Source organism: Hydrogenophaga sp. BPS33, from assembly GCF_009859475.1.
GTDB lineage: Bacteria > Pseudomonadota > Gammaproteobacteria > Burkholderiales > Burkholderiaceae_C > Hydrogenophaga.
In genome coordinates this window covers 5002972-5018719 of the sequence record NZ_CP044549.1, presented here as the reverse complement: position 1 = coordinate 5018719, position 15748 = coordinate 5002972, and the positions used below count along the sequence as shown (strand labels likewise).

At 66.5% G+C, this 15748-nt stretch carries 14 protein-coding genes; 7 read left to right on the top strand and 7 right to left on the bottom strand.

Annotation, left to right across the window (positions count from 1 at the left end; all coding sequences use genetic code 11):
• Nucleotides 1-73 precede the first annotated feature (73 nt).
• Nucleotides 74-535, top strand: a complete 462-nt coding sequence (locus F9K07_RS23095) for a carboxymuconolactone decarboxylase family protein (RefSeq protein ID WP_159595641.1) — start codon at nucleotides 74-76, stop codon at nucleotides 533-535.
• A gap of 29 nt (nucleotides 536-564) precedes the next feature.
• Here the strand turns inward: F9K07_RS23095 and F9K07_RS23090 are convergent, their stop codons facing one another.
• The 7 genes from F9K07_RS23090 to F9K07_RS23055 all read right to left on the bottom strand — a co-directional run bounded on the left by F9K07_RS23090 (nucleotide 565) and on the right by F9K07_RS23055 (nucleotide 9035).
• On the bottom strand, nucleotides 565-1578 hold the full coding sequence (locus tag F9K07_RS23090) for a bestrophin family protein (protein ID WP_159595640.1): 1014 nt from the start codon (nucleotides 1576-1578) through the stop codon (nucleotides 565-567).
• A gap of 93 nt (nucleotides 1579-1671) precedes the next feature.
• Complete coding sequence (locus F9K07_RS23085; RefSeq protein WP_159595639.1) at nucleotides 1672-4734, bottom strand: transglycosylase domain-containing protein; 3063 nt, start codon at nucleotides 4732-4734, stop codon at nucleotides 1672-1674.
• Nucleotides 4735-4828: 94 nt separating this feature from the next.
• Nucleotides 4829-5623 carry a metallophosphoesterase family protein gene (locus tag F9K07_RS23080; RefSeq protein ID WP_159597065.1) on the bottom strand — a complete coding sequence of 265 codons (795 nt, stop codon included), beginning with the start codon at nucleotides 5621-5623 and terminating at the stop codon, nucleotides 4829-4831.
• Between the two features lie 26 nt (nucleotides 5624-5649).
• Nucleotides 5650-6627 (bottom strand): diacylglycerol/lipid kinase family protein, encoded by a 978-nt coding sequence (locus tag F9K07_RS23075; RefSeq protein WP_159595638.1) that lies wholly within the window; start codon nucleotides 6625-6627, stop codon nucleotides 5650-5652.
• 48 nt (nucleotides 6628-6675) lie between these two features.
• Nucleotides 6676-6912 carry a SlyX family protein gene (locus F9K07_RS23070; RefSeq protein WP_442907343.1) on the bottom strand — a complete coding sequence of 79 codons (237 nt, stop codon included), beginning with the start codon at nucleotides 6910-6912 and terminating at the stop codon, nucleotides 6676-6678.
• A gap of 77 nt (nucleotides 6913-6989) precedes the next feature.
• On the bottom strand, nucleotides 6990-7595 hold the full coding sequence (locus F9K07_RS32200) for a glycine zipper 2TM domain-containing protein (protein ID WP_328793997.1): 606 nt from the start codon (nucleotides 7593-7595) through the stop codon (nucleotides 6990-6992).
• A 447-nt stretch (nucleotides 7596-8042) separates the two neighbouring features.
• Nucleotides 8043-9035: a Bug family tripartite tricarboxylate transporter substrate binding protein gene (locus F9K07_RS23055; RefSeq protein WP_159595637.1), complete on the bottom strand. Its 993-nt coding sequence runs from the start codon at nucleotides 9033-9035 to the stop codon at nucleotides 8043-8045.
• A 166-nt stretch (nucleotides 9036-9201) separates the two neighbouring features.
• Here F9K07_RS23055 and F9K07_RS23050 point away from each other — a divergent pair, with 166 nt between their 5' ends.
• From F9K07_RS23050 to F9K07_RS23025, 6 genes are all read left to right on the top strand, one after another.
• Nucleotides 9202-10113, top strand: a complete 912-nt coding sequence (locus F9K07_RS23050) for a TRAP transporter substrate-binding protein (protein WP_159595636.1) — start codon at nucleotides 9202-9204, stop codon at nucleotides 10111-10113.
• Entirely contained in the window at nucleotides 10110-11327 is a 1218-nt protein-coding gene (locus F9K07_RS23045) for a CaiB/BaiF CoA transferase family protein (protein WP_159595635.1), read from the top strand. The genes F9K07_RS23050 and F9K07_RS23045 overlap by 4 nt, the downstream gene beginning before the upstream one ends.
• A gap of 25 nt (nucleotides 11328-11352) precedes the next feature.
• Nucleotides 11353-12993: an acyl-CoA synthetase gene (locus tag F9K07_RS23040; RefSeq protein WP_201451469.1), complete on the top strand. Its 1641-nt coding sequence runs from the start codon at nucleotides 11353-11355 to the stop codon at nucleotides 12991-12993.
• Nucleotides 12968-13747, top strand: coding sequence for a FadR/GntR family transcriptional regulator (locus F9K07_RS23035; protein ID WP_159595634.1), 780 nt, complete (start codon nucleotides 12968-12970; stop codon nucleotides 13745-13747). The genes F9K07_RS23040 and F9K07_RS23035 overlap by 26 nt, the downstream gene beginning before the upstream one ends.
• 209 nt (nucleotides 13748-13956) lie before the next feature.
• On the top strand, nucleotides 13957-14937 hold the full coding sequence (locus tag F9K07_RS23030) for a tripartite tricarboxylate transporter substrate binding protein (RefSeq protein WP_159595633.1): 981 nt from the start codon (nucleotides 13957-13959) through the stop codon (nucleotides 14935-14937).
• Nucleotides 14938-14951: 14 nt separating this feature from the next.
• Nucleotides 14952-15743, top strand: coding sequence for an enoyl-CoA hydratase/isomerase family protein (locus tag F9K07_RS23025; protein ID WP_159595632.1), 792 nt, complete (start codon nucleotides 14952-14954; stop codon nucleotides 15741-15743).
• Nucleotides 15744-15748 lie beyond the last annotated feature (5 nt).

The window sequence follows — 15748 nt, the reverse complement described above, 5'->3', positions numbered from 1 at the left end:
GGGCGCTGTCACAAACCGCGACGCTGGGTCGTCTTGGGTGTGTATTCCCAACCACTCTCATCGAGACGACACCATGCACCATGCTCCCCGACTTCCCTGGACCCAGATTTCTCCCAAGGCCTACCAGGCCATGGCTGCCGTGGGCGCCACCACCGCCAATTCCTCACTCGGCACGGCCCTCATGGAGCTCGTGAAGACGCGCGTGTCGCAGCTCAACGGCTGCGCCTTCTGCGTCGACATGCACGTGCGCGACCTGCGCAAGCACGGCGAGACCTGGCAGCGCATCAACAGCCTGTGCACCTGGCGTGAAACCGGTCTGTACAGCGCGCGCGAACGCGCCGCTTTCGGCTGGGCCGAGACCCTCACGCGCCTGGTGGAACACCATGGCGCGCGCGATGCCGAGTTCGAGGCACTCAAGGACCAGTTCAGCGATCAGGAAATCGTCGAACTCAACTGGGTCATTGCCCAGATCAACGCCTGGAACCGCATGGCCATCGGCATGTGCGCACCGGTGGTGGAAAAGGAGATCGCATGATGTCGCTTCGTCCTTGAACGTCACCCGCATCAGAGCAGGATTTTCTGATGCGGTGCAGGCGCGGGCGCCAAACCCGCGTCTTCCCCCAACATCTCCTTCAGTTCGTGCTCGATCACGCGGCTCAGGTGGGTGATGGGCACGTCATTGGCACCACCTTCGAACGGGTTCTCGGTGCTCTCGCCCACCTGGTCGAGCGACAAGTACATCCATGCAATCAACACGCTGAATGGGATGGAGAGCCACACCATATGGCCTGCCATCAGGCCCGTCACGCTGTCGTTGAGGCGGTCGAATTCGCGCACCAGACAGAACGGCAGCAGCAGGGCGAAGCACCAGACGAAGAGGGTATTGATGGTCGCGTACTGACGCGGATAGGGAAAGTTCTTGATGCGTTCCACCCGGCTGTGCTGGTCCAGAAGTTCCTTGATGGTCTTCTGCAGTTCGGTGTGGTGCAGCACGGCGAGCTCTTGCCGGGCGTACAGCGCGCGCAGGTCCTCGCTCTGCAATGCGAGCAACAGGCTGGCCTTGTTCTGCGTGCCCAGAACCTGGTGCAATTCCGACTCGTTCAGCAGGCTTTGCAACTCGTCTTCGAGCGACATGCTGTGCTCGTGCACGGTGAAGTTCTTCCGGCGGTATTCGGCATTGGCGCGGCTGTTCGCGGATTCCCAAATGCGCGGCTGGCGCAACTGGTGGCGCAATACCGCCAACCAGGCGAGATGGCGGTGGATGAGCGTGGCAGACAGGGCGGTTTGGGTGGGGAACATGCGGCAGATGAGCCCCCAGTACCGACTGGTGCCCACGATCGACGACCACACCTGCTGGGCTTCAACCGTGCGCTGGTAGGTTTGCGAATTCTTGAAACCGACGATGAACGAGGTGGCTGTACCCAAGAGCACAGCGACCGACCAGGGCGCGGCGATCCATGTGAGACCGAAGACCTGGTACAGCGTGGCGGGTATAGCGGCCAGAACCAGGAGGATGTAGGTCTTGCGCCGCGTCCAGTCGAGGAATTCGGCGAGGGTGTAGGAGCGCGTGATCTTCATGCGTGTGGCGTCTTGTGGTTGGCGGGAGGAACGCCTTCAAGACGGATGGGCACACGGCTTTGTGACAGCAGGACGCGGTGAATGGGCGATTCGTCAAGGCTCGCGCCGGCAGCCGCTGCCCGGACCGCCATCCAGATGGGCCAGCAGCACCGGCCCCATCGAACGCAGGATCTGCACGGGCAGGCCAGAGGTAAAGCGATGATCGGCCGCATGCGGCCCGACCACATAGGCCGTGATGGTGCCGAAGTGCCGCGGCCCGAGGAAGAACACGAAGGTGGCGGTGCGGTTGAGCGCCGTGCCACCGCGCCCCCCCACCACCACGCGGTTGTCACCGGTGCCGGTCTTGCCGCCGGGTGACAGGTCCTCGCCAGAACGCGTGCGAAAGCTGCCCGCCAAACGCCTTGCGGTGCCGGCTTCGACGACCTCGGACAGGGCCTTGCGCAGCGCCCTTGCAACCTCGGGCGCCATCACCTGCTCGCCCGTCGGACCCTGGGGGCGCAGCGCGGTTTCCCAGGGGGTGCCCGATGCCAGGCGCAGGTCGGCGATGCGGTGCGTGGGCAGGCGCACGCCGCCGTTGACGATGATGCCCATGAGTTCGGCCAGCGCGGCTGGCCGGTCGCCCGAACTGCCCAGCGCCGTGGCCAGCGAGGGCACCAGGTGCCCGAAGGGATAGCCCAGGCGCGCCCAGCGGCGGTGGATGTCGAGGAAGGCCTCGACTTCCAGCATGGTGTAGATGCGGTTGTCCTGCGCGTCCTTGGCACGGGTGCGAAAGAGCCAGCGGTAGACCGCCTGGCGCTCAGCAGCACTGGCGGCGTTGGCCTGCTCGAGCGTGGCCTCGGGATGGCGCAGGCGGTAGGCCACGAGCCAGAGTTCGAGCGGGTGTACGCGCGCCACGTAGCCCCGGTCGGGCAGGTCCATGGCCTCGGGCGCGTAGCGCTGGTGCAAGAGGGCGACGCGGGCCGCGTCGGGTGCTTGTTCGCCCAGCCGCAGCGCCAGAAAGCTGGCCAGTGCTTCGGGGGACGCCTCGGGGTCGAGGTAGCGGAACACGGCCGCGAGGCGCTCGGCGCCGGGGCGCAAGCCATCGAACAGCAGGGCGCGCAGTTCGTCGGGGCTGCGCTGGTCGGTCTTGCGCCAGAAGCGGCGCAGGAAAACCTTGCCTTCCCGGTCGGCAAAGCGTGCCAGGTAGGCTTCGCGGCGCGGGTCGAGGCGGTCGCTCAGCAGCCGCGCGGTGCCGTCGGGGTCCTGGTGCAGGGTGTGCTGCACGATCTCGCGCAGCAGGCGCACGAAAGGCAGGTTGATGGAGGCCTGCATGGCCTCGCGCAGGCTGGGCGAGCGCGCATCGTCGCTGCGGTTGAAGTTGTGGAAGGTGTGCAGGCCGCCGCCGGTGAAGAAGGCCTGGTTCGGACTGGCGGAGAAGCGCCGCTCCATCGCGGCGTCAAGCATTGCGTCCAGGCTGCGGTCGTTGGCGGCCAGCAGGTGCTGCACGGCCCAGCGCGACAGGCTGTCTTGCGGGTGGGTTTCGGTGGCGCGCAGCTGTTCGGGGGGGAGCGGGGCAAGACGGGCATGCAGTTCGGCCACCCGTTCGAGGTAGGTGGCGAGCACGCGCAGCTTGGCGGTGGAGCCGAGTTCGAGCTTGCTGCCTTCGTTGATGTCCAGCGGCTGCTGGGTGGTGTCGGTCTGTGTCCGCAACAGGTTGCCTTGTGGGGTGCGCTCCAGCAGCGTGAAGCTGTAGTGCACCTCGCCCAGGTTGCCGGGTTGCAGCAGGCGCTCGCCCATCAGCCCTTGCGAGCGCGCGAAGGCCGGGTCGTCCAGGCGGCCGAGGTAGGTGCTCACGGCTTCCTGCAGTTTGCCGTCGAGGGTGGCGCCGGCGTCGGCGTCGAGCCGGTCCAGGCTGTAGAGCGAGCTGCCCAGCAGGCTGGCGAGCCGCGTGCGCACGGCGCTGGTGCCTTTGCTGGCGGTGGTGGGCAGCAGGGGCGGGTCGCGCACCATGTCGCGGAACACCAGCCGCTGGCGCAGCGCGTCGTCGCGCCACTGGGAATCGATGAGGCCGGCGTCGGCCAGCAGGCGCAGGTGGGCGTCGGTGGCGCTGTCGAGCTCGGCGCGGCCCTGTGCCAGGTACCACGAAGGCCGGCGGTGGGCGATCATCAAGGCCACCGCCTGGCGCAGCACCACAGCGCGTTCGGTCGCAAGGGCCGGGCTGTCGTCGGTGGACGAGAGAGCCGCGCGGGCGCGCTCGAAATCGGTGCCGAACCACACCCACAAGCCATCGCCCAGGCCATGCACTTCGCCATGGCGCGGCGCGGCCGACAGCGGCACGGTGTTCAGGTAGTCCAGCACCAGCTGGCGTCGCGGCGGCAGGGTGTCGGTGCCCTGCTGGTAGGCGCGCACCGAGGCCGAGGCCATCTGGCGCAGTTTCTCGCGCACATCGTGGGTGATGCCGTCGGGCGAGTGGCGGTATTTCTCGATCTGCGTGGCCAGGGTGCTGCTGCCGTGCGCGTCGATGTCGGGGTTGATGCGGCTGCCCACCTGCGCGATCACGGCACGGGTGAAGCGCAACCAGTCCACCGCCGGGTTCATCTCGGGGCGCGTGGGGTCGAGCAGGTCGCGGTTTTCGATGAAGAGCAAGGTCTGCACGAGCACCGGTGGCACGCTCTCGAAATCCTCAAAGTGCCGGAAGGGGTAGCGAAACGCGTGCATGGGCTCGCGGTTGCAGTCGAGCACGGTCAGGCCGGCGCGGGTCTTTTCCGCGTAGGGTGCAAACCAGCCGCGCTCCATGTGCTCGCGCAGGGCCTCGCTCTGGCGCGATTGCGCCGTGACTTCGAAGCCGCGTTCCCGCAGACGGGTGAGGAAACCGGGAATCTCGGTATAGCCCAGACGCTCGTCGAACGGCCCGTGCAGCGGAAACTGGATGGCCTCGGCCGCGCCGGGGGCCACATGGTGGCGCAAGGTCGCGGCGTAGCGGTGGATTTCGCGCGCCTGCCAATGGGATGTGTGCAGTTCGCGCCGCAACAGCAGGGCCGCCACCGCTCCCAGCAGCAGCAGGGCCAGCAAGGCCCAGAGCCACCAACGCCGACGCTGGCGGCGCGGGCGCTCGACACCCGGCGGATCGCCGGCGTGTGGCGTGTGCAGTTCGTTCCCGACGCGTGCTTCGGACATTCAAAAACCCCCTTGTGACAGCGATCTTCGTCTTGTCGGGCGGGGATGTCACGCAGGATGTGTGTGCGTTGTGGTGTGAGCCCCACCTCTCTCGTTAGCGAGGTCGCTGCGGCGTGATATTCGTGACGCGCACCGGCTCGAACAGGTGCCGAGTGGCGTCGTAGTCCCACTGCTCCACCACGCAGGTGCCGTCGGCGGCGTGCCAGCGCACCAGGTTGACCGAGTTCGGCGCCTCGGGGCGCACACGCCTGGAAACCGCGGTGCCTGCCTGAACGACCCACATTGGGCGTGCCAGCCCGGGCAAGGGCATGACGTAGGGGAGGTGGATGTGCCCGCCCAACACCATGTCGGCGCCTGCCTCGGCCCATCGGGCCTGGGCTTGCGCGTGTCCGATCAACCGGTCGGGCGCGTCCTGTTCGTGCATCACCTCGATCGGCTGGTGCACCACCACCACGCGCAGCTGTTGCGGTGTGGCGGTGTGGAGTTGCTGGGCCACACGGTGAATCTGATCGGTGGAAACCTCGCCGTTCTTGTGCCGGTGCGCGCGTGTGGTGTTCACGCCCAACACCAGCAGCGCGGGGCTGCGGAACACCGGCTCGAGCTCGTCGCCGAACGCAGCGCGGTGACCCGCGTAGGGCCGCCTCCACCGGCCCCACAGGTTGAACAGCGCAATGTCGTGGTTGCCCGGTACCACCAGTCGCGGCGCTTCAAGGCCGTCCATGAAGGCGCGCGCGGCGGCAAACTGCGCCGTGCGTGCACGTTGGGTGATGTCGCCGGAGAGCACGACCAGATCGGGCCGCAACTGGTGGGCCAGGCGCGTGACGGCCTGTGCCACTTCCGTCACTTCGGTACCGAAGTGCGGATCCGACAGGTGCAGGATGCAGTTCACGGGGCTGCCCTTCTGGTGACTGACGCTCATGCCGCCGCTGCGGTGTTGCCGGCCGCGGGTTTGAGCAGAAAAAGAGGCTGTGGCAGCACACGGAAATTCAGCGGTGGTGCCATGCGCGTGACCTCGCCGTCGAACGCCACCTTCATGGTCCGTTTGCGCAGCAGGCGGGCGGGCTTGATCGCCATGTCCTGGAATTCGAACCGCTCGACGCTGTCGTCATCGCCGAGCGAGCCCATGGCGCCGCGCGCCATCAGGCGCAGCATTCCAAGGATGCCGATGGGCTTGAGCATCACCGCGGTGATGTGGCCGTTCTCAGCACCAGTGAGCGGATTCACCTGTGCGCCCAGCTGCTCGAGTTGCAGCCGGTTGTTGCCCACGAACAGCGTGAGGGTGCGCACGCGGCGCACCTGTCCGTCCAGCGCGATCTCCAAGCGCAGGCGGCGCTGCGCGCGCAGCAAGGTGGCGGCCGCGGCCCACAGCGCCACGGGGCGGCTGCGCCCAAAGCGTGCTTTCCAGGCTTCGCGGTCTTCTAGCAGGTCGGGGTACAGGCCCACGCTGGCATTCACAAGGAACACCTGCTGGTTGACGGCCGCGATCTGCACCGGCGCGGGTTGCGCCGCCAGCAACTGGGCCAGGGCTTGTGGCAGTTCGCTGGCGATGCCGTGCGTGCGGGCGAAGTAGTTGAAGGTGCCGCGCGGGACCACGCCCATGGCGCAGCCCGCGGCGTGGGCCGCTTGTGCGACGGTGTTGAGGGTGCCGTCGCCACCCACGGCCACGATGGCCGAGCGCGTGGCCCTGGCTTGCTGCGCGCGCTCGGCACTCATGCGCGCCAACTGCGCTGGAGGGCAGACGTGCACCTCGCCATGGCGGCCCGCCGCGCGCAGGGCGCAGGCGATGCTGTCGGCCAGGCCGTCCAGTTCCTGGTTACCCGAGGCGTCGTTGACGATGAAGTGCAGGGGGGCGGTGGCGTCGTACGCCAGCGACGTGGTCGTGTTCGTGTGCATGGGCGCTTGGGCGGGATGAGCAGCCATGGCGGGTGCATTCACACCTTCTCAATAGTGCGGCGGCAGCTCGTCGCGTGGGTCGCGAGCCACGCCGGGCGCGGCTTCGGGTTCGCCGCGCTGACGCAGGTGGCGCACCTCGCGCAGGAGCAGGTCGATCTGTTCCTGCTGGCGCGCCACCAGCTGGTTCAGACTGTCCAGAAGGTCTTCGGCGTAGCTGGCCTTGATTTCGAGGTCCACGAGGCGCTGCTCGGTGTCCTCGCCGTGGGTGTGGGGCATCGGTGTCATGGTGCTATTGGACGACATCTTGCGCGCGGCTCCCACGCGCGCCTGCGCACCGACGACACCGACGCTCGAACCGACGCTCAGATGCGCGGCTCGCCGTTGCCGTTGACCAGGATGGTGCGCCCCGGTGGTGATGTCATCTGCACCGCGTGCTGAACGCCTCTGAAGGTGTAGGTGACGTCCCAGTACTCGGGCATGGTGTTGTCGCTGACGGTGGTGCAGCGCTGCACCTCCCGCGTCTGCGGCTGGTTGTTGCGGCCGACGTTGGAGCCGACCGCAGCACCCGCGACGGCACCGCCCACGGTGGCGATGTCACGGCCGGTCCCTCCACCGATCTGGTGGCCCAGGATGCCGCCGATCACGCCGCCGACGATGGCGCCCGGCACGCTGCGGCGGCGCTCCACTTCTTCGCGTTCCATCCAGCAGCGCTGCCCCGTCGCTCCATACATGGCGCGTGACGAGGTGACCGGCACTTCGTACAGGGGCTCGTTGTCGCGGCGGCGGTAGTCGCGCGGGGCTGGGGGCGCCGTCTGGTAGACCGGGGGGGACTGGTAGACGGTCGATGAGGGTGGGGGCGGGTAGCGCTGCGACTCTGGGGTGCCGCAACCGAGGAGAGCCGCGGAGGCGAGGGCCGTCAGCAGCGCGGTGCGGTGCCGGACGATGAAGGGGGTGTTAGGGGTTTTCATGGTCGCTCCTTGAGGTCGTGTGACAACAACCGGGCCACCAATCTGCGCTTCCTGCCGCGGCGAGTCTGTGCGTTGCTGCACCCATGAGGTCGATCGAATTTCGCCACATGAAGCGCGGCAACCTGCCACCCGGCACGCCGATCCATGACATGGAGTTGCGCTTGACCGTGGACGCGGAACGAGAAACTGGGCGGCAACAAGAGCTGCACCCACCTCAAGGAACTGCTGGGGCCCATCGCCACCGTCGCCATGCAGACCATCAGCGGAGGGCACCGCGCCTTGCGCGAGGCCAGAGCGGATGCCACTGCGGCACCCAAACGGCCTTTCTTCCTGAACCGGTGCAAGGCGTGGGCCGAGGACGGGGAAAACGTGAAGGAAATGTTGCCCGCGTTCTACGTGCCGCCATCGCCAAAGCCCTAGTGGAGCGGCGCGCACGGCACTGCCGCGTCACTCCATCTGAATGCCCGCCGCCTTGATGACCTTGGCCCAGGTCGTGCGCTCGTTCACCAGCGTCTCGCTCACCTTGGCGGGTTGTGTGGACGCATGCGACAGCAAATTCTTCGTGTGCAGTTGTTCCTGGAACTCCGGCGAGGCCAGCGCGCGGTTGATCTCCGCATTGATGTCGGCCACGATGTTCTTCGGCGTACCGGCCGGCGCCAGCAGCACGGTGCGCGACGTCACCTCGTAGTCCACCAGTTCCTTTACGCCTTGCTCCATGAGTGTGGGGACGTCGGGCACGAAGCGTGAACGTTCGCGAGAGCTCACCCCATAGGCGCGCAGCCGGTTGTTCTGCAGAAAGACGCTGGCGGTGGAGATACCGGTCAGCATCAACGACACCTGACCGCCCACCAGATCGCTTTCCGCCTGGCTCGGCCCTCGATAGGGCACATGGTTCACCGACACCCCCAAGGCCTGCTTGAACATCTCCATGGCGATGTGCGCATAGCTGCCCACGCCGCTGGACGCATAGGCGTAATGACCTGGACGCTTGCGCAACTCCGCAATCAATTCCGGCAGCGTGCGGGCGGGAAACGACGGGTGGCTCACCAGGATGACCGGGATCCAGGCCAGATCGGCGATCGGGGTGAAGTCCTTGACGAGGTCGTAGCCCAGGTCCTTCTTGAGCGAAGGACTGATGACCAGCGGCCCGCCCGTCGTGAGCAGCAAGGTGTACCCATCGGGCGCGGAACGCGCCACGTGCTGCGTGCCAACCTCGCCACCACCGCCCGGCCGGTTGTCGATCACGAACGGCTGCTTGAACCGCGCGCCGAGCCGGTCGACGAGGATGCGGCCGACCATGTCGGCCGTGCTGCCTGCGCTGTAGGGCACGACCAGACGCACCGGTTTGGTCGGCCACGCGGCCTCGTTTGCGTGGCCTTGAAGTCCGACCAACGCGGCGGCCAGCGATACCACCCACTTGCCCAACGCCAGGATGCGCATGTTGATTCCTTTTTAAAAAATGTCCGACATTATGAAATCGGCCTCGACCGCGATGTCAAATAGGTAATTACCCTGTAATTCTCCGGATTTCGAGCGTCATGAGAAGCTGCATCGTCACGAAGAATGCTGTAAACTGAAATTAATGTCAGACATTAAAAGGAAAACCATGGCGTCCCTTTCCCTGGCGGCGGACATACCGCCTGCGCATCCCCGGGTGGTTCACTTTCGCCATCTGGCGCGCCGCTTGACCGAGGCGGGCATCGCCTGCGAGTTGCTGCTGGACGGCGATCGTTTTGCGGGCGAGCGCAGCATGGCCGCACTGCAACGTGGCGAGGTCGACGGCGTGTGGGTCAATGCCTCTCACCTGGAGATGCTGGCGGCGCCGCTGTCGGTGTTGCACCAGCCTTTCGGGCCCGGTGACGCCCAGTGGCAAGTTCCAGGGCGGGCGCAGGCCTTGGTGGAATGGGTCGACGGCCATACGGCGTGCGCAGGTCTTCGAACCCTGGCCGTGATGCGCGGCGCCGACCAGCTTTTCGCCTCGGCCCGGGCAACACTGGCCGATCTGGCGCAGTTGCAGGATCAGCGCGTGCGGGTCGCCGGGTCGGGCACGTACCAGGCCCTGATGCGGCAACTGGGGGCCGAGCCCGTCGTGATGCCGATTCCGGACATCCCCAGGGCTTTCACCGAAGCCCGGCTCGATCAGGTGTTCACCTCGCCCGGCGGCTGGCAGACGCAATTGGGCGATCAGGCGCGCTTTGCCACCCGGGTGCCCGGTTTGATGTTCATCACCTACTTTCTGGTGTGCCGTGCCGATGGGCTGGCGGCGCTGCCCGCGCCAGTGCGCGCGGGTCTGGAACGCGAAGCGCGTCAGGCGGTCACCGAAGCCTGGGGGCAGATGCGGGACGACGACGCACGTGCTCTGGCCACAGCCCAGGAGCACGGTGCCGAGGTGCGCACGATCGACGACACAGGGCCCTGGCGCGAACGCACGCACGCGTTGCGGGAGGCGCTGAAGGCGCGCCATCCGCAAGCGCATGCGCAGTTGGAGGCCATCGCCCATGGAGGACCTGCGGCATGACGGCTCCCGAACGCCGGGGTGCGCCTGCCGCTGCCAAGACCCATGCGCTGCAGGGCCTTCGCGTGCTCGATCTCACGCGCTTGTTGCCGGGTGCGACTTGCACCATGCTCCTGGGCGACCTGGGGGCCGACGTACTCAAGATCGAGCAGCCGGGCGTGGGCGATTACAACCGCAGCTTCGAACCCATCGCACGCCAGGAATCGGGCTCTTTCCTGCTGTTGAACCGCAACAAGCGCAGCATGACGCTCAACCTCAAATCGCCTGCGGGTCGCGACGTGTTCCTGCGCCTGGTGCGCGAGGCCGACGTGGTGGTGGAGGGGTTTCGCCCTGGCGTCATGGACCGTCTGGGTCTGGACTACGACACGCTGCGCGAGGCCAATCCCGCGCTGGTGGTGTGCGCCATCTCGGGCTTCGGGCAGACCGGGCCGCTGCGCGAGGCTTCGGGGCATGACCTGAACTACATGGCCTTGGCCGGCGCGCTGCAACTCTTTGGCACGCCCGAGACCGGACCGATCGTGCCGGGGCTGTCCATCGCCGATGTCGGTGGGGGATCGCTGATGGCGGTCTACGGCATCCTCGCGGCGCTGCTGGCACGCCAGCGCACCGGTGAAGGCCAGTACATCGATGTGTCGATGTTCGATGGCCTGGTCACCTGGCTGGCCTATCACGGCGCGGACACGCTGTTCGCGGGTGTCGAGCCGCGTGGCGGCGAACGCGCCTTCATCGGTTCGGCGCCCTGCTACAACGTCTACCGCTGTGGCGACGGACGCCATCTCTCGCTGGGCATCATCGAGGCGCACTTCTGGGAACGTCTGTGCGACCTGGTGGAGCAGCCCGCGTGGAAGGCCAACCAATGGCCGCAGGGCGCGGCGGCCGCTGTCCAGTTCCGCGAGCTGTCGGCGCTGTTCGCCACGCAGCCCTTGGCCCATTGGGTCGAGCGTCTGCTGGCCGCCGACATTCCCGCCGCGCCCGTCAACGGCATCGCCGAAGCCTTCGACCATCCCCAATCGCGCGCGCGCGACTTGTTGTACGCGTGTGAACACCCAGTGGAAGGCCGCATTCCGCAGCTGGGCTTCCCCGTGAAATTTTCGGGCACACCGGCCGAACACCGCATGCCGCCGCCGCTTCTGGGTCAGCACACCCACGACGTGTTGTCTTCGCTGGGCTATGGCGCCGAAGCGATCGCCACGCTGGAGCGCGACGGCGCCGTCTGAATCCGTTTTTCACACAGGACACACCATGCAGATCCCGCCCATGCACGACTACGACCGCACGGTGGCGCAATTCCGCTGGGAATTGCCCACCCATTTCAATTTCGGGCGCGACGTGGTGGACCGCTTTGCTGCTGGCGACGACCGATGGGCGCTGATTGCGTCACGCGCCGACGGCTCGTCGACCCGGTACCGTTTCTCCGACATCGCGCGCGCAAGTTCGCAGATCGCGGCGCTCCTGCAACGCCAGGGTGTGGGCGTGGGTGATCGCGTGCTGGTGCAGTTGCCCCGCATTGCCCAGTGGCACATGGTGATGACCGCATGCGCCAAGCTCGGCGCCGTGCCCGTGCCCTGCGTGGAGATGCTGACCGACAAGGACGTGGCCTACCGCATCCAGCACAGCGGTGCCGTGGCTGTGGTGACGACGCCCGGCAACGTGCACAAGTACGCGGGCTGCGACGGCTTGCGCTTGCGCCTTTGCACGGGGGCGGCGCCGGGCTGGCTGGACATGGGCGCGGAAATGGCGCGCGAAGCGACCGATTTCGCCTGCCACGACACGCCCATCGAAGCGCCGGCCATCATCTACTACACGTCCGGCTCCAGCGGCATGCCCAAGGGCGTGACCCATGCGGCGCGCGGCTTGTACGCCTGGCGTCTGTCGGCCGCCTACTGGCAGCAGGTGGGGCCGGGCGATATCCACTGGTGTACCGCCGACACCGGCTGGGCCAAGTCTGGCACGGGCGTGCTCTACGCCCCCTGGGGTCAGGGTGCGACGGTCGTCGTCCACGACGGGCCCTTCGACCCGGCGCAGCGCTTGCAACGCATGGCCGAGTTAGGGGTTACCGTGTTCTGCGCCGCAGCCACCGAATTCCGCCACTTCCTGCAATGCGATCTCTCGGCCTACGACCTCTCGCGCCTGCGCTTGTGCGTGTCGGCTGGCGAGTCGGTCAACCCGGAGGTGGTGCAACGCTGGAAAGCCGGTACCGGCGTCGCCCTGCTTGACGGCTATGGGCAGACCGAGACCCTGATGACCGTCCTGAACTACGGCTGCCTGCCGGTCAAGCCGGGCTCCATGGGCAAGCCCATTCCGGGCACGTCTTTCGATGTATTGGACGAACAGGGGGAGCCTGCCGGCGCCGGCGTGGTGGGGCGCATCGCGATGCAACTGCCCAATCCGCAGTTCATGCTCGGCTACTGGAGCGACCCGGTTCGCACCCAGGAGGGCATTGCCCAGACGCCGCACGGGTCTTATTGGATCACCGGGGATCTGGGTTACCGCGACGAAGAGGGCTACTACTTCTACAGCGGCCGCGACGACGACATCATCAAGTCTTCGGGCTACCGCATCGGCCCCATGGAAGTGGAAAATGCCCTCATGGAACACCCGGCGGTGGTCGAAACCGCCGTGATCGGCGTGCCCGACGCAGAGCGTGGTGCCATCGTCAAAGCCTTCGTGGTGCTGCGGGCGGGCGAGACCGCCAGCGCGACCTTGGTACAAGCGCTGCAGGACCATGTGAAGCGCGTGACCGCCCCGTACAAATACCCGCGCGAGATCGCTTTCTGCGACAGCTTGCCGAAAAGCGCCGCGGGCAAACTGCTGCGTCGGGTGTTGCGCGACGGCGAAGCGCAAAATCGCCGGCAACATGAAGGACACATCAGTGGCGGATAGCCAGGACACGAAAACGCAGAAAGCCGGGGCGGCGCCCACCTACAAGGTGCTGTCGCAAAGCATCATCGACCAGATCCTGCGCGGGCATTTGAAGCCGGGCGACGCCTTGCCGACCGAGGCCGCCTTGTGCGAGCAGTTCGGCGTCAACCGTTCCACGGTGCGCGAGGGCGTGCGCCTGCTGGAAGAAACCGGCATGCTGCGGCGGGTCAACGCCAAGCGCCTGGTGATCAGCCGGCCCAGCACCAGCGAGATGGCGCAGCAGCTCGAGCGCGCGATGCGCCTGCACGAAGTGACCTTCTTCGAGCTGTGGGAAACCGCCATGGTGCTCGAACCCAAGATGGCCGCCCTGGCCGCGCACCAGTTGAACGCCCAGGACCTGGAAGCGCTGGAGCTCAACCTGGAGAAGACCGCGCAGAGCCTGGACGACCCCGAGACGCTGGCCGCGCTGGACGTGGACTTCCACAACCTGGTGGCGCGCGGCGTGCACAACCGCGTGCTGCTCATGAGCCGCGAGCCGATGGCGCGCATGTTCTACCCGGCGTTCGAAGCGGTGCTGTCACGCGTGGGCGAAGCGGGTCCTCGGCTGTACAAGGCGCACCAGGCCATCTTCACCGCGCTGCGCGCCGGACGCTCCGAAGAAGCCGCCCAGTGGATGGAGAAGCACATCAAGGATTTCCGCGTCGGCTTCGAACTGGCCTCGCTGGACTTCCAGAGCAACGCGATTTCGGAGCGTTCGGCGACCTGGAACGAATAGGGTCTTCCGAGACAGTTTCATTGCCCGGAGCGCGCCGCGCTCCAGCCACCTGCGTTCGCCGTGGACGCCTTGGCAATTCCAAAGAGTGGAATAGGACAGGTGCCAAGCAGCGCCTTGCGTCCTAAGCTTGCGCCTCGGAGCTGAAGTCGGGACGAACCAAGCGCTCACCGACGTCTGCCGACCGCACATTCCATTCACGGAGACATTCAATGAAACTCGCTTTATCCCCCATTCGTGCGCTCGCCAGCGGCGTTGTCCTCAGCCTGGCGGGCCTTGTTGGCAACGCGCATGCACAGGCACAGTTCCCCGATCGACCCGTTCGCATCATCGTGCCCTTCGCACCGGGTGGCGGCACCGATTTGATCGCGCGAACCCTGGGCCAAGGCATGGCCAAGGAGTTGGGCCAGTCGGTGATCATCGACAACAAGCCGGGTGGCGGCACGGTGATCGGGACGGATCAGGCGGCCAAGAGCCCGCCGGATGGCTACACCATGGTGATCGCCACGTTGGCTCACGCGGTCAACCCCAGCCTTCTGAACAAGCTGCCCTACTCGAACGACACGGCTTTCGCGGCCGTGAGCCTGATCGGTCGCGGCCCCAATGTGCTCGTGGTGCGCCCGGACAGCCCCTACAAGACGGTGAAGGACATTCTGGACGCGGCGAAAGCCGGCAAGCGCCTGACCTACGCGTCGCAAGGCAATGGCACTTCGGCCCATCTCGCGGGCGAACTGTTCACGAACCTGAGCAAGGTGGAGTTGCTGCACATTCCTTACCGCGGTGCCGGTCCCGCCATGACCGATCTGCGCGGTGGCCAGGTCGACATGTTCTTCGGCACCGCTGCGGCCGTCTCCTCGTTCGTGTCCCAAGGCACGCTGCGCGCGATCGCGGTGACCTCGCCGGAACCATCGCCCGCGTTCAAGGGCGTGCCGACCATTGCCGCCACCGTGCCCGGCTACTCGGTGGAAAGCTGGTATGGCTTCTTCGTGCCTGCCGGCACCCCTGCGCCGGTGATCGCAAAGCTCAACGCCGCCGTCAAGAAGGCCGCGCACACGCCGGAGTTCGTGCAGAAGGTCGAGCAGGAAGGGTTGGTGGTTTCCGCTTCCGAGCCGGCCGAGTTTGACCGCTATGTGAAGGCCGAAGAGGCGCGCTGGCGCAAGGTCGTCAAGGAAAACAACATCAAGTCGGACTGAATCGGTACCACACCATGGACTACACCCTGATCGAACTGCAAGTGAGCGACCGCGTGGCGACGCTCACGCTCAACCGTCCTGACAAGCGCAACGCCATGAGCGATGCGATGCGTTCGGAATTCATCGACGCGTTGGAATCCGTTGCAGCCGACCAGGCCATCCGCGCACTGGTGCTCACGGGTGCGGGCAAGGGCTTTTGTGCCGGTGGCGACATCGCCGGCATGCAGAAACGCATGAACGCGCCAGGCGGCGAAGTGGGCTTCAATGGCTGGCACCGCCAGCAGCGCGTGCACCACACACAAGCCCTGCTGCACACCTGCCCCAAGCCGGTGATCGCAGCCGTGAACGGTGCAGCTTCCGGCCTGGGTGCCGACACTGCATTGGCGTGCGACTTCGTCATCGCCAGCGAGTGGGCCAGCTTCACCTGGTCGTATGTGCTGCGCGGCATCGTCCCGGATGGCGGTGGCATGTATTTCCTGCCGCGCCGCGTGGGCCTGGCCAAGGCCAAGGAACTCATCTTCACCGGCCGCCAGGTCAAGATCGACGAAGCCGTATCGCTGGGCATCGTGGACCGCAAGACCAGCGCCGACATGCTGCTGGCCGATGCACAGGCCTGGGCCTCCGAGTTGAGCCAGGCATCGGGCACTGCGCTGGCCTTGACCAAAACCATTCTCAACCAGAGCTTCGAACTCAGCTCGCACGACGTGTTTGCACAAGGCAGCCAGGCCCAGGGCATTTGCTACACCAGCAGCGAACACCGCGCGTCGGTGGAAGCCTTCCTGGCAAAGACCACCGGCAAAGAGTGAATCCG

Excerpts from the sequence above, each read along its gene's own strand:
- F9K07_RS23050 (WP_159595636.1), top strand. The coding sequence starts at position 9,202 with ATGGCGTCCCTTTCCCTGGCGGCGGACATACCGCCTGCGCATCCCCGG.
- F9K07_RS23070 (WP_442907343.1), bottom strand. The coding sequence starts at position 6,912 with ATGACACCGATGCCCCACACCCACGGCGAGGACACCGAGCAGCGCCTC.
- F9K07_RS23095 (WP_159595641.1), top strand. The coding sequence starts at position 74 with ATGCACCATGCTCCCCGACTTCCCTGGACCCAGATTTCTCCCAAGGCC.
- F9K07_RS32200 (WP_328793997.1), bottom strand. The coding sequence starts at position 7,595 with ATGAAAACCCCTAACACCCCCTTCATCGTCCGGCACCGCACCGCGCTG.
- F9K07_RS23030 (WP_159595633.1), top strand. The coding sequence starts at position 13,957 with ATGAAACTCGCTTTATCCCCCATTCGTGCGCTCGCCAGCGGCGTTGTC.
- F9K07_RS23025 (WP_159595632.1), top strand. The coding sequence starts at position 14,952 with ATGGACTACACCCTGATCGAACTGCAAGTGAGCGACCGCGTGGCGACG.
- F9K07_RS23035 (WP_159595634.1), top strand. The coding sequence starts at position 12,968 with ATGAAGGACACATCAGTGGCGGATAGCCAGGACACGAAAACGCAGAAA.
- F9K07_RS23085 (WP_159595639.1), bottom strand. The coding sequence starts at position 4,734 with ATGTCCGAAGCACGCGTCGGGAACGAACTGCACACGCCACACGCCGGC.
- F9K07_RS23055 (WP_159595637.1), bottom strand. The coding sequence starts at position 9,035 with ATGCGCATCCTGGCGTTGGGCAAGTGGGTGGTATCGCTGGCCGCCGCG.
- F9K07_RS23040 (WP_201451469.1), top strand. The coding sequence starts at position 11,353 with ATGCAGATCCCGCCCATGCACGACTACGACCGCACGGTGGCGCAATTC.
- F9K07_RS23045 (WP_159595635.1), top strand. The coding sequence starts at position 10,110 with ATGACGGCTCCCGAACGCCGGGGTGCGCCTGCCGCTGCCAAGACCCAT.
- F9K07_RS23075 (WP_159595638.1), bottom strand. The coding sequence starts at position 6,627 with ATGCACACGAACACGACCACGTCGCTGGCGTACGACGCCACCGCCCCC.
- F9K07_RS23090 (WP_159595640.1), bottom strand. The coding sequence starts at position 1,578 with ATGAAGATCACGCGCTCCTACACCCTCGCCGAATTCCTCGACTGGACG.